21 protein-coding genes are annotated in these 22,227 nt (G+C 69.0%); 12 read left to right on the forward strand and 9 right to left on the reverse strand.

Annotation, left to right across the window (positions count from 1 at the left end):
• Nucleotides 1-68 precede the first annotated feature (68 nt).
• Nucleotides 69-1,622, reverse strand: coding sequence for a succinic semialdehyde dehydrogenase (locus tag NVU01S_RS39830; protein ID WP_043675760.1), 1,554 nt, complete (start codon nucleotides 1,620-1,622; stop codon nucleotides 69-71).
• Nucleotides 1,623-2,001: 379 nt separating this feature from the next.
• Here NVU01S_RS39830 and NVU01S_RS39835 point away from each other — a divergent pair, with 379 nt between their 5' ends.
• Genes NVU01S_RS39835 through NVU01S_RS39850 form a run of 4 tightly spaced genes read left to right on the forward strand, consistent with a single transcriptional unit; the run spans nucleotide 2,002 to nucleotide 5,732 of the window.
• The gene (locus tag NVU01S_RS39835) at nucleotides 2,002-4,353 is read left to right on the forward strand and encodes a sensor histidine kinase (RefSeq protein ID WP_043675757.1); all 2,352 of its coding nucleotides are present in this window, start codon (nucleotides 2,002-2,004) and stop codon (nucleotides 4,351-4,353) included.
• Nucleotides 4,354-4,355: 2 nt separating this feature from the next.
• Nucleotides 4,356-4,781 carry a roadblock/LC7 domain-containing protein gene (locus NVU01S_RS39840; protein ID WP_036561466.1) on the forward strand — a complete coding sequence of 142 codons (426 nt, stop codon included), beginning with the start codon at nucleotides 4,356-4,358 and terminating at the stop codon, nucleotides 4,779-4,781.
• Entirely contained in the window at nucleotides 4,778-5,152 is a 375-nt protein-coding gene (locus tag NVU01S_RS39845) for a DUF742 domain-containing protein (RefSeq protein WP_029900513.1), read from the forward strand. The genes NVU01S_RS39840 and NVU01S_RS39845 overlap by 4 nt, the downstream gene beginning before the upstream one ends.
• Nucleotides 5,133-5,732 (forward strand): GTP-binding protein, encoded by a 600-nt coding sequence (locus NVU01S_RS39850; RefSeq protein WP_014986023.1) that lies wholly within the window; start codon nucleotides 5,133-5,135, stop codon nucleotides 5,730-5,732. Before NVU01S_RS39845 ends, NVU01S_RS39850 begins: the two co-directional genes overlap by 20 nt.
• 13 nt (nucleotides 5,733-5,745) lie before the next feature.
• On the opposite strand, the gene NVU01S_RS39855 is transcribed toward NVU01S_RS39850, so the two are convergent.
• The 5 genes from NVU01S_RS39855 to NVU01S_RS39875 all read right to left on the reverse strand — a co-directional run bounded on the left by NVU01S_RS39855 (nucleotide 5,746) and on the right by NVU01S_RS39875 (nucleotide 10,496).
• Nucleotides 5,746-6,585: a fructosamine kinase family protein gene (locus tag NVU01S_RS39855; protein WP_043675754.1), complete on the reverse strand. Its 840-nt coding sequence runs from the start codon at nucleotides 6,583-6,585 to the stop codon at nucleotides 5,746-5,748.
• Nucleotides 6,582-7,352 carry a helix-turn-helix domain-containing protein gene (locus tag NVU01S_RS39860; RefSeq protein ID WP_043675751.1) on the reverse strand — a complete coding sequence of 257 codons (771 nt, stop codon included), beginning with the start codon at nucleotides 7,350-7,352 and terminating at the stop codon, nucleotides 6,582-6,584. The genes NVU01S_RS39855 and NVU01S_RS39860 overlap by 4 nt, the downstream gene beginning before the upstream one ends.
• A gap of 169 nt (nucleotides 7,353-7,521) precedes the next feature.
• On the reverse strand, nucleotides 7,522-8,190 hold the full coding sequence (locus NVU01S_RS39865; RefSeq protein WP_043675750.1) for a YdcF family protein: 669 nt from the start codon (nucleotides 8,188-8,190) through the stop codon (nucleotides 7,522-7,524).
• A gap of 209 nt (nucleotides 8,191-8,399) precedes the next feature.
• Nucleotides 8,400-9,602 (reverse strand): PucR family transcriptional regulator, encoded by a 1,203-nt coding sequence (locus NVU01S_RS39870; RefSeq protein ID WP_043675747.1) that lies wholly within the window; start codon nucleotides 9,600-9,602, stop codon nucleotides 8,400-8,402.
• 264 nt (nucleotides 9,603-9,866) lie between these two features.
• Nucleotides 9,867-10,496, reverse strand: a complete 630-nt coding sequence (locus NVU01S_RS39875; RefSeq protein ID WP_014986030.1) for a TetR/AcrR family transcriptional regulator — start codon at nucleotides 10,494-10,496, stop codon at nucleotides 9,867-9,869.
• A 121-nt stretch (nucleotides 10,497-10,617) separates the two neighbouring features.
• Between NVU01S_RS39875 and NVU01S_RS39880 the strand changes: the two genes are divergently transcribed.
• Nucleotides 10,618-11,979 carry an ABC1 kinase family protein gene (locus NVU01S_RS39880; RefSeq protein ID WP_043675744.1) on the forward strand — a complete coding sequence of 454 codons (1,362 nt, stop codon included), beginning with the start codon at nucleotides 10,618-10,620 and terminating at the stop codon, nucleotides 11,977-11,979.
• 1 nt (nucleotide 11,980) lies between these two features.
• Here the strand turns inward: NVU01S_RS39880 and NVU01S_RS39885 are convergent, their stop codons facing one another.
• Nucleotides 11,981-12,241 carry a phosphopantetheine-binding protein gene (locus tag NVU01S_RS39885; protein WP_043675742.1) on the reverse strand — a complete coding sequence of 87 codons (261 nt, stop codon included), beginning with the start codon at nucleotides 12,239-12,241 and terminating at the stop codon, nucleotides 11,981-11,983.
• A gap of 162 nt (nucleotides 12,242-12,403) precedes the next feature.
• On the opposite strand from NVU01S_RS39885, the gene NVU01S_RS39890 reads away from it, so the two are divergent.
• Nucleotides 12,404-13,519 (forward strand): FAD-dependent oxidoreductase, encoded by a 1,116-nt coding sequence (locus tag NVU01S_RS39890; protein WP_043675739.1) that lies wholly within the window; start codon nucleotides 12,404-12,406, stop codon nucleotides 13,517-13,519.
• Between the two features lie 11 nt (nucleotides 13,520-13,530).
• Here the strand turns inward: NVU01S_RS39890 and NVU01S_RS44430 are convergent, their stop codons facing one another.
• Entirely contained in the window at nucleotides 13,531-14,775 is a 1,245-nt protein-coding gene (locus tag NVU01S_RS44430) for a wax ester/triacylglycerol synthase domain-containing protein (protein WP_043675736.1), read from the reverse strand.
• Entirely contained in the window at nucleotides 14,772-15,707 is a 936-nt protein-coding gene (locus tag NVU01S_RS39900; protein ID WP_052280939.1) for an ACP S-malonyltransferase, read from the reverse strand. Before NVU01S_RS39900 ends, NVU01S_RS44430 begins: the two co-directional genes overlap by 4 nt.
• Nucleotides 15,708-15,872: 165 nt before the next feature.
• On the opposite strand from NVU01S_RS39900, the gene NVU01S_RS39905 reads away from it, so the two are divergent.
• From NVU01S_RS39905 to NVU01S_RS39930, 6 genes are all read left to right on the forward strand, one after another.
• Nucleotides 15,873-16,892 (forward strand): AfsA-related hotdog domain-containing protein, encoded by a 1,020-nt coding sequence (locus tag NVU01S_RS39905; RefSeq protein WP_082032208.1) that lies wholly within the window; start codon nucleotides 15,873-15,875, stop codon nucleotides 16,890-16,892.
• 13 nt (nucleotides 16,893-16,905) lie between these two features.
• Nucleotides 16,906-18,222, forward strand: coding sequence for an FAD-dependent oxidoreductase (locus NVU01S_RS39910; protein ID WP_043675730.1), 1,317 nt, complete (start codon nucleotides 16,906-16,908; stop codon nucleotides 18,220-18,222).
• The gene (locus NVU01S_RS39915) at nucleotides 18,219-19,340 is read left to right on the forward strand and encodes an FAD-dependent oxidoreductase (RefSeq protein WP_043675727.1); all 1,122 of its coding nucleotides are present in this window, start codon (nucleotides 18,219-18,221) and stop codon (nucleotides 19,338-19,340) included. The genes NVU01S_RS39910 and NVU01S_RS39915 overlap by 4 nt, the downstream gene beginning before the upstream one ends.
• The gene (locus NVU01S_RS39920) at nucleotides 19,337-19,954 is read left to right on the forward strand and encodes a hypothetical protein (RefSeq protein WP_043675724.1); all 618 of its coding nucleotides are present in this window, start codon (nucleotides 19,337-19,339) and stop codon (nucleotides 19,952-19,954) included. The genes NVU01S_RS39915 and NVU01S_RS39920 overlap by 4 nt, the downstream gene beginning before the upstream one ends.
• Nucleotides 19,954-20,727, forward strand: a complete 774-nt coding sequence (locus NVU01S_RS39925; RefSeq protein WP_156161741.1) for a class I SAM-dependent methyltransferase — start codon at nucleotides 19,954-19,956, stop codon at nucleotides 20,725-20,727. Before NVU01S_RS39920 ends, NVU01S_RS39925 begins: the two co-directional genes overlap by 1 nt.
• Nucleotides 20,728-20,821: 94 nt before the next feature.
• Entirely contained in the window at nucleotides 20,822-22,189 is a 1,368-nt protein-coding gene (locus tag NVU01S_RS39930) for an aminotransferase family protein (RefSeq protein ID WP_052280937.1), read from the forward strand.
• Nucleotides 22,190-22,227 lie beyond the last annotated feature (38 nt).

Consider the following 22,227-nt stretch of genomic DNA (forward strand, 5'->3'; position numbering starts at 1 on the left):
CGACCGGTGCGGGCGAGGCCCGGCGGCAGTGTCCGCCAGGTGGCGCACGACCACCTGGCGGGCGCTGATCAACGGCCGGGCAGGAACCGCAGGCTACGCGCGACCGACATCAGGAACCGCTGCCACTTGTCCTGCGAAACCAGCGGGGGTGCATCGAGATTCAGGAAACGGGTGACGACGACGGTCTGCGGCTCGGTGAACTTGAGCAGCCCGTCGGGGCCGTGCCTGCGCCCGACGCCGGAGATGCCCATGCCGCCCATCGGCGCAGCGGTGCTGCCCCAGGCGGGGGCGTAGCCCTCGTCCACGCAGACGGTGCCCGCGTGCAGCTGCTCGGCGATCCGCTCCCCCGCGGACTTGCTCTCGGCCCAGACACTGGCGTTCAGGCCGTATTCGGTGTCGTTGGCGAGCCGGATCGCCTCGGCGACGCTGTCGACCGGATAGATCGAGACCAGCGGGCCGAACGTCTCGTTGCGGCCGCATTCCATCTCGTCGGTGACCTCGGCCAGGACGGTCGGCTCGTAGAAGAGCGGGCCCAGGTCCGGCCGGGCCTTGCCACCGGCGAGCACCTTCGCGCCCTTGGACGTGGCGTCGGCGACGTGCTTGGTCACCGTCTCCAGCTGGGCCTCGGAGATGAGCGAGCCGATATCGGCCGAATAGTCGTAGGCCGCACCGAGTTTCGCCGCCTGCACGGCGGCGACGAACTTCTCGGTGAACTCGTCGGCGATCGACCGTTCCACGTAGAGCCGTTCGATCGAAATACACAACTGGCCCGCGTTGGAGAAGCAGGCCCGCACCGCCGCCTTGGCGACCTTGTCCAGGTTCGCGCCCTGGGCCACGATCATCGGGTTCTTGCCGCCGAGTTCGGCGGAGAAGCCGATGAGCCTGCGTCCGCACTGTTCGGCCAGGGTGCGGCCGGTCGCGGAGGAACCGGTGAACATCAGGTAGTCGCAGCTGTCCACGATCGCGGTGCCGACCACGGTGCCCGGGCCGGGGATCACCGCGAGCAGGTCCCGCGGCAGGCCGGCGCGGTAGAGCAGTTCGGCGTTGGCCAGCGAGGAGAACGGGGTCTGGCTGTCCGGCTTGACCACCACGGCGTTGCCCGCGATGAGCGCGGGGATCGAATCGCCGATGGACAGCAGCATCGGGTAGTTCCACGGCGCGACCACGCCGACGACGCCCTTGGGCTGGTGGCGCACCGAGGTGCGGTTCAGCACCGGGAACGCGCCGGGCACGCTGTGCGCGCCGAGCAGGCCGGGTGCGGCCTTGGCGAAATAGCGGGCCGCGAACATCAGGCCCATGATCTCTTCCTGCGCCGCCCAGCGCGCCTTGCCGGTCTCGGCCTGCACCACGTCCATCAGGAACTCGCGATGCTCCACCACCAGCGCGCGATAGCGTTCCAGCACCGCGGCGCGATCGGCGGCCGAACGCGCCGCCCAGCGCGGCTGCGCGGCCCTGGCCTTCTCGAAGGCGGCCGCCACGTCGTCGGCGGTGCCGACCGGCACGCTGCCGAGCGGCTTACCACTGAACGTCTCGGCGATCGTCTTACGCGCACGCTCGTCCGGATTGTCGATCGCGGCGAGCCCGCTCAGACGGTCGAAGACGGCGGCTTCCGGCGCGGGCATCGTGGCCTCCTACGTAGTCGATGCGATCTCGTGTTACCGCGAGGTACACACAATCTACGCCGTGCGCGGACCACGCAGTACCGCGACAGCGCGCATTGCCTCGGATTGCGCCCGACCGGGCCCCGGTCCCGGTCCCCCTCAGGCGGTCAGCCAGTCCTGTCTGAACTGCTCCCGGTGCACCGAAGCGGCGGACAACCAGATCGACATAGACCGCCGCGGCCGCAGATCCGCTCGAGACGAAGTCCGTTTCCTTCGGGCCGGCCAACCGACATCAATCCGACCCGGGCCGGACAGGCGCCGTTCACGGGAAAGTCAACTCGAGTCTCATTCAGCGGGACACTGGTCCCGCCCAGTCCATTTTGTGGTTTAGGTTGTGCCGATGTTCAGAGCGAGGCTCGGGGTTCGTACGCGGATCCTGGCAATCGCGCTCATTCCGAGCCTGACTCTGCTTGTGGTCGGCGTGGGCGCAGCGGGGTACCTGGTAGCCGAGGGGACCAAGGCGAAAGAGTGGGCGGTACAGAATCAGAACGCCATCCCGCAGACCAGAGAGCTCATGGAGGCGGTGCAGCAGGAACGCCGCCTGACCCTGGCCCAGCTCGCCGGTGACGACACCGTTCCGCCCGCCCTCGCCGCGGCCCGGATCCGCCTCGACGGCGCGATGCGCGGACTCATCGAGGTGTCGAACGGCCTTCGCGAAGTGGACGATTCGAAGATCGGCGACGACGTCGCGGGCTTCAACACACTGCTCAGCCAGATGACGCAGGTGCGGATGGCGACCGACGCGGGCCAGCTCCCGCCCTCGGACGCGTACATGTTCTACAACCGGCTGCTCGACGTGATCTCGGTCGGCACCGGCATCGCCGAACAGACCGCGCCGGACACCGAGATCGGCGTCGCGATCGCCGACGGCATGCGGTTTCTCAATGCGGCCGAAGCGATGTCGCGCAGCAACGCGCTCGGCGTCATGCTGTCCACCAGCAACGGCGCCACACCCATCCCGGTGGAGGAATTCCTGCGCCAGGTCGGCTTCTATCACGCCGAGATCGGCAACCTGACCACCGAACTCAGCGCCGACAAGGCGCAGCACGACCGGCTGCAGGCACTCACCGGCAGCAATGCCTGGCAGCAGCTCTCGCTGATGGAATCGGCTGTCGCCCAGCGGCATCTGACCACGCAGGCGGCCGCGAACAGTTCGAGCAGCTCCAGTAGTTCGAGCAGTTCGAGCAGCTCCACCAGCTCGAAGCAGCCCGCCCTGCCGTTGTCGAACGCGGAGTGGCAGAACGCCGCGTCCGAGGTGAACCGCGGCCTGATCGACGTGTGGATCGCGCAGAACCGGCACTCGCAGGAGCTCGCCGAGGACAAGGCGAACAATTCCGCAGCCAACTCGCTGTACGCGGGCGGCGGCGTGCTCGTGGTCAGCATCGTCGCCTTCCTCATCGCGCTGGTGCTGGCCAACCGAATCATCCGCAGGCTCAAGCGTTTGCGCCGGCAGACCATCGCGATGGCGGACGAGCGCCTGCCCGAGACGATGCGCAGGCTCAACGAGGGCGAAACCATCGATCCCGCGGTGGAAACGCCGGTGCTCGACTTCGGTCACGACGAAATCGGCCAGGTGGCCAAGGCTTTCCAGCACGCGCACGCCGCCGCCATCGGCGCCGCGGTCGCCGAGGCCCGCACCCGCGAGGGCGTGAAGTCGGTCTTCCTCAATATCGCGCACCGCAGCCAGATCGTGGTGCACCGGCAGCTGGAGATCCTCGACGAAGCCGAACAGCGGCAAGAGGATCCGATCCTGCTCGACACGCTTTTCCGGCTCGACCACCTGGCCACCCGGGAACGCCGCAACGCGGAGAACCTGACCATCCTCGGCGGCGGTCAGCCCGGCCGGCAGTGGCGTAACCCGGTGCCGCTGCTGGACCTGGTGCGCAGCTCGGTCGGTGAAACACTGGACTATGCCAGGGTCCGGGTGGCCCGGCTGCCCGAGGTGCACGTGGTCGGCACCGTGGTCGCCGACCTCATCCATCTGCTCGCCGAACTGGTGGACAACGCCACTGCGTTCTCCCCGCCGCAATCGCGGGTCGAGGTGAGCGGCAACGTGGTCGGCAAGGGCGTGGTCACCGAGATCAGCGATCAGGGCATGGGCATGCCCGAGGGCGAACTCGCCCGGCTCAACGACATGCTGCGCACCCCACCCGATTTCGGTGTCGCGGCGCTGTCGGCGGACTCCCGGCTCGGCCTGTTCGTCGTCGCCCAGCTCGCGGGGCGCCACGGCGTCACGGTGCGGCTATCGGAGTCCGACTACGGCGGCATCAAGGCCATCGTGCTCATTCCGTCCGCGCTCATCGTCACCGATTCGGTACCGCCGCAGACACCCTCGGAACTGACCGACCCCGGCCGGCGCCGGCGCCTGCCCGCCGCACCCGTCGCCGAATCGACGGCCGCGCCGCAGCCCGCCACCGGGGCCGTCGCCACGCTGGCGCTCGAATCACCGGCCCCGCAGCCGCCGCAGTACGCCGCGCCGCAGCCCGACGGGGACACCAGGCCGGCCCTGCCGCGCCGCAGCAGGCAGGCCAATCTCGCTGCGCCGCTGGCGGAACCGACCCCCGAACCGCCCGCTTCGCCCGCCCCGCAGGCGCGGTCCGCGGAGCAGGCTCGTGATCTCATGTCCGCCATCGAGAACGGGACAAGGCAGGGCCGCCGCTCCGCTATCATCCCGGACGAACAGGAAGGGTAGGCGTGTCCGCTACTCCCACAGGTGATCTCAATTGGCTACTCGACGATCTCGTCGACCGGCTGGCCGGAGTACGGCACGCGGTGGTGCTGTCCACCGATGGACTGCTGCTCGGCCGCTCCAGCGCGATGACCCGCGAGGACGCCGAACATTTCGGCGCGATGTCCTCCGCGCTCTACGGTTTGGCCCGCAGCGCGGGCAACCGCTTCGACGGCGGCGGCGTGCGCCAGGCCGTCATCGAACTGGACCGGGCGGTGCTGTTCGTCACCTCGGCGGGCGACAACGCCTGTCTCGCACTGCAAGCGATCGAGTCCGCGAACCTCGGCATGGTCGCCTACGAGATGAACCTGACCGTACAACGGGTCGGCACCTATCTGTCCACCACGCCGAGACACGATCTCGTCGGGCAGGCAGAACCGCATCTGCCATGACCCAACCGCGTGAGCCCTGGTTCGACGAGGCGGCCGGCCCGCTGGTCCGGCCCTACGCGCTCACGCGTGGGCGCACCACCGGAGCAGGTCCCGAGCTGGACATGCTCACGTCGGTCGTCACCGACGAAGCCGCGGGCCCACTGCGCCGAACCGAACCCGAGTACGCCGATATCCTTCGGGTGTGCCGAGTTTCGCAATCGGTGGCCGAAGTCTCGGCACAGTTGCGTTTACCGCTCGCGGTGACGAAGATCCTCGTCGGCGACCTGATCGGCGACGGGCAACTCATATTCCGGGCTCCCGTTCCGACGGAAGCCGGGCCCGAAGACCTCAACATATTGCGAGCGGTACTGGATGGAATCCGAAAAATTTGACCCGAGCGGCACGCCGCACCTGGCCGCCTCGGTCAAGATCCTCGTCGCCGGCGGGTTCGGCGTCGGCAAGACGACCATGGTCTCGGCCATCAGCGAGGTCGCCCCGCTGCGCACCGAGGAACTCATCACCGAGGTCAGCACCGGCGTCGACGATCTGTCCGGGGTGGAGTCGAAGACCACCACCACGGTCGCGCTCGACTTCGGCAGGCTCACCATCGACCGGGACCTGGTGCTGTATCTGTTCGGCACGCCCGGACAGGACCGCTTCTGGTTCCTGTGGGACGAGCTGGCCCGCGGCGCGCTCGGCGCCGTCGTGCTCGCCGATACCCGGCGGTTGGGCAATTCGTTTGCCGCCGTGGACTTCTTCGAGCGGCGGCGGCTGCCGTTCATGGTCGGCGTGAACTGTTTCGACGGGGCGCCGGTGTACACGGTCGACGAGGTGCGCGACGCGCTCGACCTCGACCCGCACACCCCCGTGCAGTTGTGCGACGCCCGCGATCGGGGATCGTGCAAGACGGTGCTGATGACGTTGGTGGAGCATCTGATCGCGCGGGTGCAGCAGCCGATCGTCACCAGCTGAGCCACCGCGCGATTCAGAGAGCCAGCGCCGCCGCGGCGGCGGCGAGGGTCTGCGCGCGGTAGCCGCCGCCGAACAGCACCACGTGGATCAGCAAGTGGTGCAACTGATGCAGTGGGATACGTGCGCGCCAGCCCGCGGCCAGCGGATGGAACTCGTGGTAGGCCGCGCGGATTCGGTCCAGGTGCGGGGCGCCGAACAGGGCGAGCACGGCCAGATCGGTTTCCCGGTGCCCGCCGTGCGCGGCCGGATCGATGAGCACGGCCCGCTCGGCGGTCCAGATCAGGTTGCCCGACCAGAGATCACCGTGGATGCGCGCGGGCGGCTCCGGCGGGCCCGCCAGCAGGTCGATACGGTCGATCACGCGCTCCAGCAAGCGAATTCCGTCGGAGCCGAGATGCGGTGCGGCACCGGGCAGGTAAGGGGCAAGACGATATTCGGCGTACCAACTCCCCCACGGGCCGGGGGAAGCGGTGTTGTCCAAGGGCAGTTCGGCGATCCACCCGGGCCAGGGCGCGCCAAAGGCCTGCGGTGAATTCGCGTGCACCGCAGCCAGTTCACGGCCCAGACGTTCCGCGGTCATGGCCGTTGCGCCGACATCGTCCAACCAAGGCAGGGCGATGAGATGTTCGTCGACGGCCAGCACGTCGGAAACCAGGGCATCGGTGGTGAGCCAGCGCAGACCGTTCGCCTCGGCGGCGAAGACCGTGGTCGGTTCGGCGGACGCCTTCACGAAAACGCTACGGTCGTCGGCCAAGTCGGCGCGGTGCAGGGTCCACGCGTGACTCGCCCCGAGATCGGTCACGGTGCGGACCGGGGTATCCAGCAGAGCGCCGAGGTGCTGGGCGAGGTTCATGCGGTGAGCCGCTTGCGTGTCTGCTCGTCGGCCGGGAAGAAGGATTCGATGGCGAGTTCGGCGACGGTGACGTTCATCGGCGTGCCGAACACGGTGGTGACGCTCAGGAAGGACAGCTCCGCGCCCTCGTGCCGTAACCGCAACGGGACCACGGACTGATCGGGTTCGGGCAGCATCGGATCGATCTCGCCGCCGGGGTACGCGCGCAACTCCTCGAACAGTTCGGCCAGCTGCGGCGAACCGGTGACCTCGACCTGCCGGGCCAGCCGCGCGAACAGATGACCGCGCCATTGCGCCAGATTGACGATGCGGCTCGCCAGCCCGTCCGGGTGCAGGCTCAGACGCAGCGCGTTCACCGGCGGTCGCAGCAGGGCCGGGTCGATGCCGGTGAGCAGCAGCGCCACCCCGGAATTCGCGTCGATCATGGTCCAGTTCTGGTCGATCGCCAGCGCCGGATACGGCTCGTGACCGATCAGGATCTGCTCCATCGCACCGCGGATCGCGTCCATCGCGGGCGTGTCCAGCGCCGGTTCCGCATAGGCGGGCGCATACCCGGCCGCGAGCAGCAGCCGGTTGCGCTCACGCAACGGTATCTCCAGGTGCTCGCTCAAATGCACCAGCATCGTCCGGCTCGGCGTCGCCCGCCCCGTCTCGATGAAGCTGAGATGCCGCGCCGAGGTCTCCGCCCGCCCCGCCAGCTCCAACTGACTCAGCCGCCGCTCCAGCCGCCAATGCCGTAACAAATCCCCCGCCGTCCGCCCAGTCACCCCCCGATCCTACGAACACCCCCACCCCCAAACCATTACCTCCCAGGTAATGGCCCCGTCGCGCGCACCCTTCCGATCAAACGCACGCGTTCTGTGCTCCCGCACCCGCTGTGCCAGGCCACAGCGGGTGCGGGAACACGGAACGCGTGCGGCAACTGACGTGGCGGGCTCACGCACCCCTGGCTCGCAACAGACGCACCGCCGGTTCCGGCACCTGCTCGGCGGCGACGGCCGCGGTGACCTTCACCCCGGCGGCGGCGAAATCTGTGGCGGCTCGGTCTATGTGGTCGGCGGAGGTGACGATCACGGCGGTGGTGGCGCCGATGTCGCGCATGAGGCGGGCGGAGTGGGTGGCGTTTTCGACGGTCGAGCGGGCCAGGGGCTCGCGGTGGATGCGGTCGGGGGCGATACCGTGCGCGATGAGCCACTGCGCCATCGCGTCCGCCTCGGTGACGCCGTTGTGCGGGTTGCCGCCGGTCACGATGACCGGCGCGGCGGGGGCGAGCACCGCCTCGAGCCAGCCCGCACGCAGGCGGTCGACCAGGGTCGGGCGCATGGTGCCGTCGGGCAGCAGACCGTAGCCGAGAACCACGATCGCGGTGCCGGGCGCGTAGCGCGGCGGCGGAGGCGAAACCACCAGCGGTGCACGGTTTTCCAGTGCCGCGAGCACCGCGCCGACCAGTTCGGCGAGTGGCGCGGGCAACGCCTGCACCGCGTCCACCGGCCGGATCGGTTCCGCGTGCGCGGGACACTGCGCGACCGCGACGGCGAGCCCCGCCAGCAGTCCCGTGGCCGGATATAAGATTCGCCGGAGCAGAGCGGAATTCTTGTTGCGCATAATATCTCCGCGGCATCATGTGCGAGACGACAATGGCCTCGGCACAAAGGGAAGAATACGCAACAAGATTCGCCCGATTACCGGCGAAAAGCACTGATTCCGTTCCGTTCCTGGATAATTCACCGTCGTCGGCCACACCCTGCTGTGATGCCACTCCTCGGGCTGTGACCTCGGTATATATTCGCGCGGCTGTTACTCGAGACCGATCACTATTGCGGGCCGTCCGATGGGACAAATCCCAATCGCGCCACCAATGCCGAACGCAGATACCACAATCCACCGGCCCGGGCCGGGTCGAAGCCGGTGAGTTCCCCGATACGCCGCAGTCGATAGTCGACGGTATTCGGATGCACGCCGAGTTGTTCGGCGGTGCGCTGCCTGCTCAGATCGCTGTCGATGTAGAGCTGCAAGGTTTCGCGCAGATCCGGGTGTTCGTCCAGCGGCGCGAGATGGTGGCCGAGCACGTCGCGGCCGATCCCCGGACGACTCAACTGATGCTGCAACGCCAGTTCGGCGAAGCGGTGCAGGCCGGGCCCGCGACCCAATCGCTGTGCGGTATCGAGCAATTCGTGCGCCTGCCGGGCCGCCGCGGGCACCCCTTCGGGACGGGCGAGCACGACGGTGGCGGTGATCGGCACGCACGCCGCCGCGGCCAGCGCCTGCACCAGATCGTCGAGTTCGGCGTCGGCGCGCACAGTACCGGGCACGAGTATCGTGCCCCCGTCGACCGAGAGCAGCGACAGCGCCTGACCGCCGAGTTCGGTCGCGAGCGCGGATTGCAGGCGGCGCAGCTTACGCCGGGCGACCACCTGCCGGTCCAGCCCGGGCCGTCCTTCGTCGGGGTGCGCGGGCAGCGCGATGGCGAGCACGAAATACTCTGCGGCGAAGGACAACTCGCCGCCTCCCAGCTGCCCGCCGAGCAGCGCCGAGGTCAGGTTGTGGGTCTCGGTTTGATGTTCGGCCGCGTCCGCCTTGTGTTCCCGGACGTAGGCCTTGCTCACCTCGACGGTGACCAGTTTGGACAGCTCGACCACCCGGGCGATGCCGGTGACCACGCCGAGCGCGTCCGCGGGGCCCGGCCGGGCGATCAGGTCCAGGCCGAGCTTGCATCCTTCGTTGACCGCGTGCAGCACCGTGTCGATGGGGATGCCCGCGCGGGCGCACTCGCCCGCCGCGGATTCCAGCCGGTCGGTGACGGTGGGCACCGGATGCCCGTTCAACCGCTGGATCAACCACTCCAGGCAGATCCGCACCACGGTCTTGACCTCGCCGCGCCGCACGGTCTCCGCCATCGGGCCGACCGCCAGATGAGTGATGACGGTTCGCGTCAGCACGTCGAGATCGCGGGCGGACGACGAGATCTGGCGGCGTAGCACACCACATTCGGGGCGATCGAGACTGTCGATGGTCACCGGTGGCCTCCTGGTCTCCCTACTCCGCAGTCGCTGCGGCGTTGGCGGCAAGTAACCGAGGACTTCTGCCACGCCGAGAACTTCGTCGTTACCGGGGTTTTTGTTCTTGGCAGCAACGGTAAACCGAGCGCCCGCTCACCTTCTACTCCTCTTTAACCGGGCGGTGTCGAGCCCGCCGACCGCCGCTCACCAGGCAAAATGCCAGACCGGGGCACGCGGTCCGGGGTATCGCGCCGTACCGCAGATAGCGAGGTGCTCACTTTTTCAGGCCTGGACCCGCTTGATCTCGGTATCCATCCAGGCGGCCATCATCCTGGCCGTCATCCGGACCGCCTCGGCCCGCTCGGCGCTGTCCACCTCGAGCGCCGAGGCGCGCAGTACCGCGGCGAAACCGGTGTTGATCAGCACGAAGGTCATCACGTCGTACTCGTGGTCGTCGCCGGGGCCGAGCACCTGGATGACCATCACCTTCACCAGCAGTCGCAGCCGCGGTTCGAACTCGGGGATGCCGCTGTTGTAGAACTGCACCCCGGCCACCAGCGCCCGCACCAGCAGTGCGTTCTCCACCAGTTCGTCGGTGATCACCTCCAGGATCTCGGTGATCACCTCCAGGCTGGGCTTCTCGCCGAGCCCGAACACCCGCTGGGAGAAGCGCCGCTCGATGTTCTCGAGCAGGCGCCGCAGCAGTTCCTCGACCATGACCGAGCGATCGGTGAAGTACCGGTACACCGTGCCGATGCTGACCCCGGCCTCGGCCGCGATCCGGTTGGTCGAGGTGTTGGCGATCCCGCGTTCGCCGAACAGCCGGGCGGCGGTATCGAGGATGTGCTCGCGCGTCGCCCGGGCGCGTTCCTGGGTAGGACGCCTGCGCTCCCCCACGGCTTTCGACGGCATCGGGTACTCCTGCCTGCTGTCGTGCAAAAAATGAGCTTCGCTCAGTTTAGACCCGGGCGGAAGTATGCGAGAGTGGGTGCCACCGCGTCACGCGGCATGTTGGGCCAACGGAGGTACGACAGTGGGCGATCGGGTGCCGAAGGGCCGTCTCGCGCGCGGCAGCAAGCTCGGCCGCCTGGCCGCGGGCCAGGCCCTGCGGGGGGTCGGCACCCGGTTGTCCATGGTCGGGAAGCCTGAAGCGGCCCGCCAGGTCCTCGCCGAACGATCGACACTGCAAGCGGCGCAACAGCTCGTCACCGTGCTCGGCGGCCTGAAAGGCGCGGCAATGAAGCTCGGGCAGATGCTCTCGGTGCTCGACGTCGATCTGCTGCCGGAATCGCATCGGGAGATGTTCCGGGTCAAGCTCGCCGAATTGCGCGATCAAGCTCCCGCCGTAGCGTTTCCGACCATGCGCGCGGTGATCGAGGACGATCTCGGGCCGCTGGCACGGGTTTTCGCCGACTTCGACGAAACGGCGATCGCCGCGGCCTCGATCGGCCAGGTGTACCGGGCTCGACTGCACGACGGACGCCAAGTCGCGGTCAAGGTCAAATATCCGGGGGTGGACGCCGCCGTCGAGGCGGACATGCGTAATCTGGCGATGTTCAGCAAGCTGTGGAAGTCCATGCTGCCCAGCGCCGCCGACGCCGAGGTGCTCGACGAGATCGCACGCAATATCGGCAGCGAACTCGACTATCTACGCGAGGCGCGGACCCAGCATCGGGTGGCCGCGCACTACCGCGGACACCCGTTCGTCACGGTGCCCGACAGCGTCGAAGAGTTCTGCGGTCCACAGGTTTTGGTGACCGAGTACCTCGAAGGGCAGCCCTACCAAGAGATTCGGCGGCTGCCGGCCGCGGATCGGGACCGGATCGGCGAGCTGATCTACCGCTTCTACGTCGGATCCCTGTTCACCGATCTCGAATTCTGCGGCGACCCGCATCCCGGCAATATCCTGCTCGCGGCCGACGGCAGGGTCGGTTTCGTGGATTTCGGCCTCTACCACCGGATGGATCCGGAGCACGTCGAGGTGGAACGCGCCTGTTTGCAGGCGGCGGGCGAATGTCGCGCCGATGATCTGTTCGCGATGTGGGTCGCGCGCGGCATCATCGATCCCGACTCCGGTGTCGACGCCGAGGAGGTGCTCGATTACGTGTGGGCCGCCGCGGGGTGGCACCTGGTGGACGAGGAGATCACCATCACCCCCGAACTCGCCACGGGCGCTTTGATACTCGCCGTGGACCCCAGGGCCGCCGAGTTCCGCGGCATGCGCAAACAGCGCCTGCCCGCCGAGCACGTCTTCTCCCGCCGCGCCGATCTGTTCACCTTCGCCGCGCTGGGACAGCTGGAGACCACCAACAATTGGCACCGGATCGCTCGGGAGTGGCTCTACGACGAGCCGCCGGTCACCGAGATCGGACGGGTCACTCGGCAGTTCCGCTGACCTATTCGGCCGATCCCGCGGCCGGGCGCAGCGCCGCGTCGATGAGTTCGACCATATCGGCGATCGTCCAGCAGGAGAGCAGCTCTCGCTCGGTCAGCCGGACGCCGAGGCGTTCTTCGATGGCGACGAGACCGATCGCGACCGCGACCGAGTCGAAGCCGAGATCGCCGACCGCGATATTCGTGGGCTCGTCCTGCGGCACCACCATCCCGAGGTCGGTCTCGACGATGTCGAGCAGCACGTGCAGGGTGGACTCGGACACAGCTCCACGTTATCCAGCGGCCGGGCGGCGGTCGTGGATCGAATGATCCGGCCGCGCTCAACGAACGGCCCGGTGCGGTGCGGAGATCAACTGTCGGACGATGATCCGGCCCCCGCCGCGGAAATAGACTCGGAGCGTGCACAAGGCACGTAAGGACCGGCCATGACGCCGCGCATCCTGGTGGTGGGCGGCGGTATCGCCGGCCTGACCCTGGCCGCGGCGTTGCGGCGCAACGGCATCGAGCCCACGGTCGTCGAACGGGTCGCCCGATACGGGGATGTCGGATATGTGATCACGCTGTGGCCGATGGGCCGCGCGGTGGTGCGGCACCTCGATCTCGGCGACCGGTTCGACGCGCTGACCGTGCCGATCAACACCTACGCCACCCACGTCGACGGCGGCAAACCGCTGCGCACGTTCGACTTCGGCGGTCGACTCGGCGACGGTGTGCCCCGGGCGCTGCGGCGTGCCGAACTCATCGAACTGCTCGGGTCCTATGGGGGCGGTACCCCGGTACGGATGGCGCGCACCGTCACCGGTCTCGAGCAGGACGAACGAATCGTGCTGGCGCGCTTCGACGATGGCACGACGGGCGAATTCGATGTGGTGGTCGGAGCCGACGGCATCGATTCGGCGGTACGCGGGTTGGTCGCGGGACCCGTGCGCATGCGCCGCAGCGGCCTGCGGCTGTGGACCTGGTGGACGCCGGGTCACGCGGTGGCGGCCGACGAATCGCACGAATTCTGGGGAGTCGGACGGTATTTCGGCTACAACCCCACCACCGGATCGGTGGGCTGCGCGGCCGCGCTGCCGGCCGCGGGCGCGCCCGCCACTCCGGCCCGGCTGCGCGATCGGCTGGCCGGGGTGGCCGGGCCGATGGAGTGGATGATCGACGCGCTCGACGCCGTCGATCGCGTCGGGTGTTTCGACCTGGACGATCTCCGGTTGCCGCGGTGGCGGTTCGGGCGCGTGGTGTTGCTCGGCGACGCGGGCGCGGCGTTTCTGCCGACCGCGGGGGTCGGGGCATCGATGGCGATGGAATCCGCGCTGGTGCTCGCCGAGGAATTGTCGAAGGTGGATGCCGCCCAGGCCCCCGAGGCGTTGCGGCGATACGTACAGCGCCGCCGGGCCAGGGTCGACGCGGTGCAGAACCGTTCACGCTGGTTGATCCCAGTGATGCAGCGCCGCACCAGGTTCGGCAGCGCGCTGCGCAATGCCATGCTGCGGGCGCTGCCGCAGCGAATGGTGATCTCCGAGATCACCCGCTGGAATCCGTAGCCCGCACGGCGCTACCCCGGGCTCAGCACCAGCGCGCGCAGGGTTTCGGCGAAATCTCCGACGGCACAGGGCAATACCCTCGGGTCGGCGACTACGCCGACGGTCAGCCGGTCGCGCAGGATCAACGCGGTCACCATCAACTCGTCGGCCATCAACGGCGAGAACGGCACCGTCGCATCGACGCTGTGCCCGAATACGGTGCGCCGCATCGCGAATCCGGGGGTGACGCTGACGCTCAGCCGACAGGTGTCGCGCACCATCCGTGCCATCAACCGGGTCTGCGCCCGCCACGGCAGGTATTGCAGATCCACCCCGGCCGAGGCCAGCGCGCGGCCCTGGTCCACCGGGTCGATGGCGGTCAACCGCTCCCGCACCATCCGGACCTGATCCGTCATCCGCGGTCCCGGCGGATCGACCGCGAAAAACGCGGAGACCGTGGCGTTTCCGGTGTGCCGCGCCGCCGCATCGAGGGTGACCGGCACCATGACGCGCAGCCCGTCGCGATCGGTTCCGGGGATCATCTGCCGATAGGCCGCCGCGGCCGCCGCCAGGAGGTATTCGGTGCTCGAGCCCAGCGTGTCCGTCGCGTGCCGCCGCAGCGACCGGATCGGGATCGAGAACTCGGCGACCTGCCGGGCGCAGTCCGCGGGCGGGAACGGCAGCACCCGGCCCGCGCGGCGCAGCGGACGCGTGGCGCGATACTGCCGGGGCACCTCGGTGCAGGTACGCCAGGTGAGTGCGCGTTCGAAGGGAAAGCGTTGCGCGGTAACGAATCTGTCGTAGTCGTGCGCGGTGGCGGTGTCGACGACGAGGGCCGCGAAGCCCGGTGCGGCCAGTCCATCGCTCAGGCAGTGGTGCACGCGAAGCAGCACCGTCTGGCCGCCGCGGTCGGCCTCGTCGACCAGGGTGATGTCCCACGGCGGCACGCCGCGCGGCAGCGCGGTGGCCATGCGCTGCTCGATCAACTGGAGCAGCCCGCTGTGGTCGGGCACCGCGGTGTGCCGCACCCGCACAGCCGGATCCACGGCCGCGGCGAAAGCCGGTCGGCGGCGCGGCCGCTCAGGCAGGCACAGCCGATACAGCGCGTGCGCCCCGGCGCGCGCGGTCACCCGAGCCCGCAGCCGGTCGACCGTGATCGGGGCGCCCGGCTCCAGCCGGAGCGCGAGCATCCAGTGCATCGGATGCCCGGCGCTGTCGAGACGTAGATGGACGCAATCCAATTCGGTCAGCCGCAGTCCGGCCCGATCCCCCGTCACGGCGCGAACTCCCCTGGATAGCCGAAGTACCGCACCGTCGGTGCAGGGTCGCCGCGGCCGATGGATTTCGCCAGTATCCGGCTCGGCCCCACCTCCACCAGTCGCGTACAACCCAGGCGCGTCAGCGTCGCGAGCACGGCAGTCCACCGCACCGGCGCGGTCAGCTGCCGTTCGGCCAGCGCCCGCCAGCGCGCGGCGGTGTACAGCCCCGCATCGGCGTTCGCGACGACCGCCACATCGGTCCGCTCGAACTCCGCCGCCGCCAAGGCCCGCCGCAGCAGCGGTACCGCGGGCCGCATGAGCGGGGTGTGGAACGCACCGCCGACCGGTATCCGCACCACTTTCAGCCGCGCCAGCTTCGCGTCCTGGGTCACCGCGTCGACGCCCGCGACGGTGCCGGACACCACGACCTGGCGCGGCCCGTTCAGGTTGGCCACCCAGACCCGCGCGCCACCGGCGCGCGCCGCGGCGGCGAACGCCTCGACCACTTCGCTGCTCGCGCCGAGGATCGCGGCCATCGTGCCGGGCCACCGCAGTGTCGCGGTGCGCATCGCCGCACCTCGCGCGGCCACGAGTTTCGCACCGGTTTCGGGTGTCAGTGCGCCCGCCGCCACCAGTGCGGTGTACTCCCCCAGGCTGTGTCCGGCGCAGGCGTGGATCGGGCCGATCGAGCGATGCTCGGTCAGGTAGTCCAGCGCCAGCAACGACATGGTGAAAATCGCCAGTTGCGCGGAATCCGTTCGACGCAAATCCGATTCGCCGGTGCGCAGGAGCAACTCGGCGATATCGCGCCCCGTCCAGCCGGAGACCTCGTCGACGATCCGCCACTGCGCGGTGTCGCGCCATCGCTCGCCCATCGCCGGACGTTGCGCACCCTGGCCGGGAAAGATCAGGGCACAGCGCGGCGGCCCGGCGGGCCGTGAATCGAGCACGGGACGAGCGTAACGCCCGCTGCGGCACCGGTATTCGGTCAGACGTTGAGCGCGGTTCACCGAACGCACGATGATTCACGCCGATCGGCGTCGATACGCTCCCGGTAGCCGGGCCCCGCGGCCGCGTCGCCGCAGTACCGGCCCGCTCCTCGACGAGAGGCCACCGTGGACACGACCGCAACAACGACTCGTCCTTCGTCCGATGGCAGCCGAAACGCACTGTCGGAGTTACGCTTCGAGCAGACCGTGCCGCGCTCGACGGTGCACCGCAGCGCCGTCAACGAGGTGTTCCTCACCGACGCCGCGGTGCTCGGCAAGCGCGAATGGGCGGTGGCCGCAATGCTGCCGCGCAGCCACGTGCTGTTCAACGACGGCGGCAATCCGGACTATCTGGATCCGATCGCGATCATGGAGGTCACCCGCCAGGTGACCGAGTACGTGGCGCACGCGTTCGTCCAGGTGCCGGACAATCAGTTCCTGGTCTTCCGCGATATGCGGATCGAGGTCTTCGCCCCCGAGTTCCTGCGCGCCGGGCCCGCGCCCGCGCGGGTGGTGACCATCGTCAACGCTCGTACCTCCGAGCGGCTCGCGCAACACCCCGTGACGCTCATCGTCGACGGCAACGAGTGCGCCAGAGCCGGCGGCCGGTGGCTGCCGCTTCCCCAGCACTACTACGACTACATCCGGGAGAAGGCCCGCAAGAAGACGCTCGCGCGCGGGCCCGAACCCGCGGAACCCGTCGACCCCGCCGCGCTGCTCGCACCGCAGCGGGTCGGCCGGGAGCACCCGAAGAACGTCCTGCTCGCGCATGGCGTGACGACCACCGCAGGCGGCATGTCCTTCCGGCTGGTCTTCGATCCGGCGCACCCGTTCTTCTTCGACCATCCGATGGACCACGTGCCCGGCATGTTGCTGCTGGAGGCCGCCCGCCAGGCGGGTCTGGCGACCTTGGCCGAGCACCGGGGCGTGCCGCCGCAGCGCTGTCTGCTCGTCGGGTGCGACGTCGACTTCGGCAACTTCTGCGAGCCCGACCTGGTCACGCACTGCACCGCCGCGATCGACGAAACATGGTCCGGCGCTGCCGGTTCCCCGCGGCGGCAGCGGGTGCGCGTCGGTTTCCAGCAGGCGGGCGTGGCGCTCGGCGCCGTCACCCTCGACCTGCTCGACGAAACCGGTTCGGGCTGAAGGGGGTAGGACCGTGACGACACCGGAACGAGTCGCGGTGGTGGGGTCCGGTGTCTCCGGGGTCTCCGCCGCGTTGACGCTGCGCCGGGCCGGCTGTGCGGTGGAGATCTTCGAATTGACGGATCGGGTCGGCGGCCGCGTCGGCGCGGCCGAACTCGACGGACGCGCGGTGTTGCTGGGCGGCAAGAACATCGGGCGCCGCTACACCCGGCTGCGGGCGATGCTCGAGCTGCTGGGCGGGACCGGATACGAGCCGTTCGGCATCAACACCGCTCGCCTCGTGGCGGGCAAGCTGGTCCCCCTCGACAGCGCGCACCGGACCGAGACCTTGCGCGCCATCGCGCGCATGTGTGACTGGCGCGACCTGGGCAAGCTCGACGGGCTCGCCAGGAAGGTCCGCGCGACGGACTCGGCCCGCTTCCTCGGCTCCGAGCTCGCCGCGAAGCTGGCACGCCGGGACGATCGGCCGCTGTCGGCACATTTCGGCCGCTATACCACCGCCAACTTCCTCCGGCCGATCACCGTGCGGATGAACGGCGCCGAGCCCGAGGAGAGCTACCTCGGCACTTTCGCCGTCAACATGGGCATGCTGCTCGACCGCTTCGACCAGCCGACCACCGGCCTTGCCACACTGCTGGCCCGGGTCGAGGCGTGCGCCGAGATCCGTTACCGCACCACGGTCACCCGCATCACGCGGTCCGAGAACCGGATATACGTCGAGGCGATCGATGCCCACGGCCGGTCCAGCCGGACCCGGTATGACGCCGTCGCCGTGTGCACGCCCGCCTACGCGGCGGCGCCGTTGCTGGCCGAGCTCTCGGAAACGGCTGCGGGACTGCTGCGTTCGGTCCGGTACTTCCCGGCCACGGTCGCGGTGGTGGGTTATGCGCACGATGTCTTCGCCGCCGATGTGCGCGCCCTCGCACTGGACGACCTGCCGTGCAGCAATGTCGGCAGCTACGGCACAACGACGAGAAACCTTGTCCGGTACACCTTCTCCGGTAAGCACGGCCGCCTGCGCGAACCCACCGAGGCCGACGTGCTCGAGCTGGTCACCGAGGCCGAACAGCGGCTGCGCGCCCACCTCGGCGCCGCGCCGCAGCCCAGAACCGCGGCGGCGATCCGGCATTGGCCGCGCGCGTACTGTGCCTACCTGCCGCACTACGGCACCTTCCTGACCGCCCTCGCCGCCGCGCTCGCACCGCTGCCCGGCATCGCCCTGGCCGGTGACTATCTGCTCGGCACCTCGCTCGAGGCCTGCTGCCGTTCCGGCGAAAGCGCGGCCGCGGCACTGCTTCCGGCACCGCTGCCGCAGGGAGCGGGCAGGTGAGAATCCTGATCGTCGGCGGCGGTATCGCCGGGCTGACCCTGGCCGCGCGGCTGCGCCAGCGCGGCGTGCGCCCCACCGTGATCGACACGATCAGCAGTTACAGCCGCCACGGTTCCGCGATCACCCTGTGGCCGGCGGGCAGCCGGGTGCTGCGTGACCTCGGCCTGTGGAACTCGTTCATCCACACCAGCGCGCCACTGCGGCGCTATGTCGTGCACGATCGTGACGGCGCCGTGCTGCGCACCTTCGATCTCGAACGATTGGGCGCGCGAACGGGTTTGCCGCGGGCCACCCCGCGTGCCGAGTTGCTCGCGATCCTCGAATCCGCCAACGGTGGTACACCGGTCGATCTGGAGACCGAGGTCGCCAGGATGCGCCAGATCGGTTCCACCGTGCGGGTGCGCTTCGCCGACGGGCGCGAGCGCGATTTCGATCTCGTCGTCGGCGCCGACGGCCTCCGCTCGCGCACCAGGCAGCAGGCGCGGTTGCACACTGCCGAACGCCGCTTCGGCTGGCGCATCTGGTGCTGGTGGGCCCGCCGCGGCAGCACGCCGCCGGGCGAGCTGCACGAGACCTGGGGCCTGCGACGCATCGTGGCGGCGTACCCGACCCAGGACCGGGTGGCCTGTTTCGTGGCGATCTCGGGGGCATTCGACGGCACGGCCCCGCATCACTGGCCACCGAGCGACCGCCGCCGCATCGACGACTGCGTGATCCTGCGCACGTTACGCGACGCCGACCGGGTCGAATGTCTGGACCTGGTGGAAGTCACTGTCCCGCAGTGGGTTCGGGGACGCGTCGTACTGCTGGGGGACGCCGCGGCCGGGCTGGTGCCGACCACCGGCATCGGGGCGTCCCTGGCGATGGAATCGGCGGCGGTGCTCGACGACGAACTGGTGCGCGTCGACGCCGCGCATATCGATATCGCGCTCACCAGATTCGCGCGCCGCCGCATGCCCCGGGTGGATGCGGAACAGCACCGCGCCCGGGTGGTCGGCGACGTCATGATGCTCGAATCCCCTGTCGCCCGGCACTTCCGGGACCTCGGGTTGCGCTATTTCCCGACGCCCGTGCTGTGCCGCGAGCTCGACCGCTGGAACCGAGGGAGAACACCATGACCATTCCGCTCGACGATATTCCCGGCCTGTTCCGATGCGAGACGGTCTCGCGTGCCGCTGCCACCGGCGAATTGCTGGCGTTGACCAAACGCCTGCGCAACGGCCCGCTCGACCAGGACGTGTACACCGTGCATCAGCACGTCGATTGCCCGCCCGAAGTGCTCTACGACTATCTGCTCGATATTCGCAGCGTGGAGGAGTTCACCTACAGCATGCGCAATTTCCGCCCCGCGGGCGGCACCGGGCGCTACGTCGGCGAGGACGCCACCGATCCCGGCACGAAGATCCACCTGCGCATCAACGGTAACCGGGAGGTCGGCACCGTCGATTACGAATCGGCGTTCGATCAGGGCGACGATCTGTGGATGGTGTTCTGCGGGCGCGTGTTGTCCGCGCGCCGGGTGCAGCGGCGCAGCGGCGCACTGGTGTCGTGGACGATCTGGCGGCATCCGTATTACGACCGCAATCCCTATCCGCACCTGTCCCCGCGCCGCGGCCGGGTCTGGCCGGGATCGATGTGGCCGCTGTTCCACGCCTGCGATGTGCTCGAACTACGCAATATGCGCCAGATTCTCGAGCACCGGCTGCCCTCCGCCGCGCGGGGTACCGCGTGATGACCGATATCTACGGTGCTGCGGCGGAGTTCTACGATATCGCCGGTCGCCCGTACTGGAAGCCGCGCACCGCGGCCCTGACGACCGCGATATCGCCTGCCGCACAGGCCGATTCGCCCATCGTGGACGTCGGAGCGGGCACCGGGCTGGTCGTCGAGATCCTCGGCGCAGCGGTGCCCGGCGTTCCAATCCTCGCGATCGAGCCCTCGCCCGCCATGCGCGCGGCGCTCGCCAGCCGCGTGCTGGCGGATCCGGCACTGGCCCGGCGGGTGACCATCGCTGCGACCACGCTCGAAAACACCCCTTTGCCAGCGCGATTCGGCGGCTTGGTCGCCTGCGGCGTGCTCGGCTACTTTCCACCGGCGGACCGGCGGCGGTTGTGGCGGTTGCTCGCCGAGCGACTCGCCCCGGGCTGTCGCGCGGTCGTGGATGCCGCACCGTTCCCCGCCGATCGCACCGTGCGTCCGATCCGGGTCGGCGTCGCGCGCATCGGCCGGTGCCGACACGAACTGTGGCTCGGATCGCGCCCCGCGGACACGCCGGGACGGATCGAATTGACCACCCTGTGCCGGGTGACCCAGGACGGGCGAACGCTGCGGGAGTCGACCAGCACGCAGCAGTGGTGGGCGGTCGACATGCGCACGATCGCCGCCGAGACCGCCGCGGCCGGGCTCGAATGTCGCCGCGCGGGTTGGGATCTCGCGACCCTGCGGACAACGGCACCGGCCCTCGATGGTCTGCGGAGCGCTACCGCGGACTCCATCGAGCGTTGAGTCAGGTGTGATCGATCGGCCGAGGAAACACGGCCGTACCCAAGGCTATCGTCAATGCACTCGGACGGATCGCACCCAGCACACAAGGAGTGTCATGCCGAATCAGATTGCCTCGGAACCGGATTCGACATTCTGGCACGGATTCACCAATATGCGCGGCTTTCGCAGGCGCGGCATCAGCATCGCCGCCGCGGACGGCGTGTGGGTGGTGGACACCGAGGGCAAGCGCTATCTCAACGCCTTCGGCGGTCTGTGCAATCTGAGTCTCGGCGGCGCGCATCCGGAAATCATCGATGCCATCCGCGAGCAGGCGGGCAAGCTGCTCTACTTCCCGATCGAACGCGCCACCCATCAGGCGGCCGACGAATACGCCCGTCGTCTGGCCGCGGTGACGCCGGAGGGGCTGAACACCGTCTTCTACGCCTCCACCGGGTCCGAGGCCAACGAGACCGTGCTGAAGATGATGCGCCAGTATCAGCGGCTCCGCTTCGGCGACGACACCACCAAACTCGGGGTGATCGCGCTGGATCGGGCGTATCACGGCGTCACCTACGGCGCGTTGAGTGCCACCGGATCCGCGTTCCGCCGCTTCCGCAAACAATTCGAGCCGTTGACTCCCGGCTTCCATCACGCGCCGTCGCCCTACGCCTACCGCTGCGCATCCGGTTGCGCCGGAACGTGCACGCTCGCGTGCGCGGACACGATCGAGCTGATGATCGAGCGGCTGGGCGCGCACACCATCGCGGGCGTGCTCGTCGAGCCGGCGCTGGGCGTCGGCGGCGCGATCGTGCCGACCCGCGAATACCACGAACGGCTGCGCGAGATCTGCGACCGCAACGACCTGCTGCTCGCCTACGACGAGGTGATCACCGGATTCGGCAGGCTCGGTGAGTGGTTCGGCGCCGACTATTTCGGGGTGCGGCCGGACTTCATGGCGCTGTCCAAGGGCATCAACAGCGGCTATCTGCCGTTCGGGGCGGTCGTCGTGCGCGACGTCGTCTACCGTGAATTCCTGTCCGCCGTAGACGGTTTCATCGCAACCGGGAGCACTACGAACGGCAATCCGCTGTGCTGCGCGTCGGCGCTGGCGACGCTGGACATCATGCAGCGCGACGGCATCGTGGATCAGGTGCGCCAGACCGGTAAGTACCTGTTCGACAAGTTCGAGAATCTGCGCGAGCATGCCATCGTCGGCGATATCCGCGGCGCCGGGCTGCTGATGGGTATCGAGCTGGTCAAGGACCGCGCGACCAAAGAGCCCATCCCGCAACAGCAGTGGCAGGTGATCGAGGATCGGCTCGCCCTGAGCGGGCTGATCATCGGCAGCCAGGGCGCGGAGGGCCTCGGCGGCACCATCGGCATCGTCCCGCCGCTCACCATCACGACCGACGAGGTCGACGAACTCTATCGCCGCCTCGACGGCGTGCTCGCCCGCTATGCCCGGCTCACCGCCAAGGGCTGACATCCGCGCCGCAGACAGAACAACCACATGTACACCGA

Origin of the sequence: Nocardia vulneris (assembly GCF_001613425.1) — a bacterium.
GTDB lineage: Bacteria > Actinomycetota > Actinomycetes > Mycobacteriales > Mycobacteriaceae > Nocardia > Nocardia vulneris.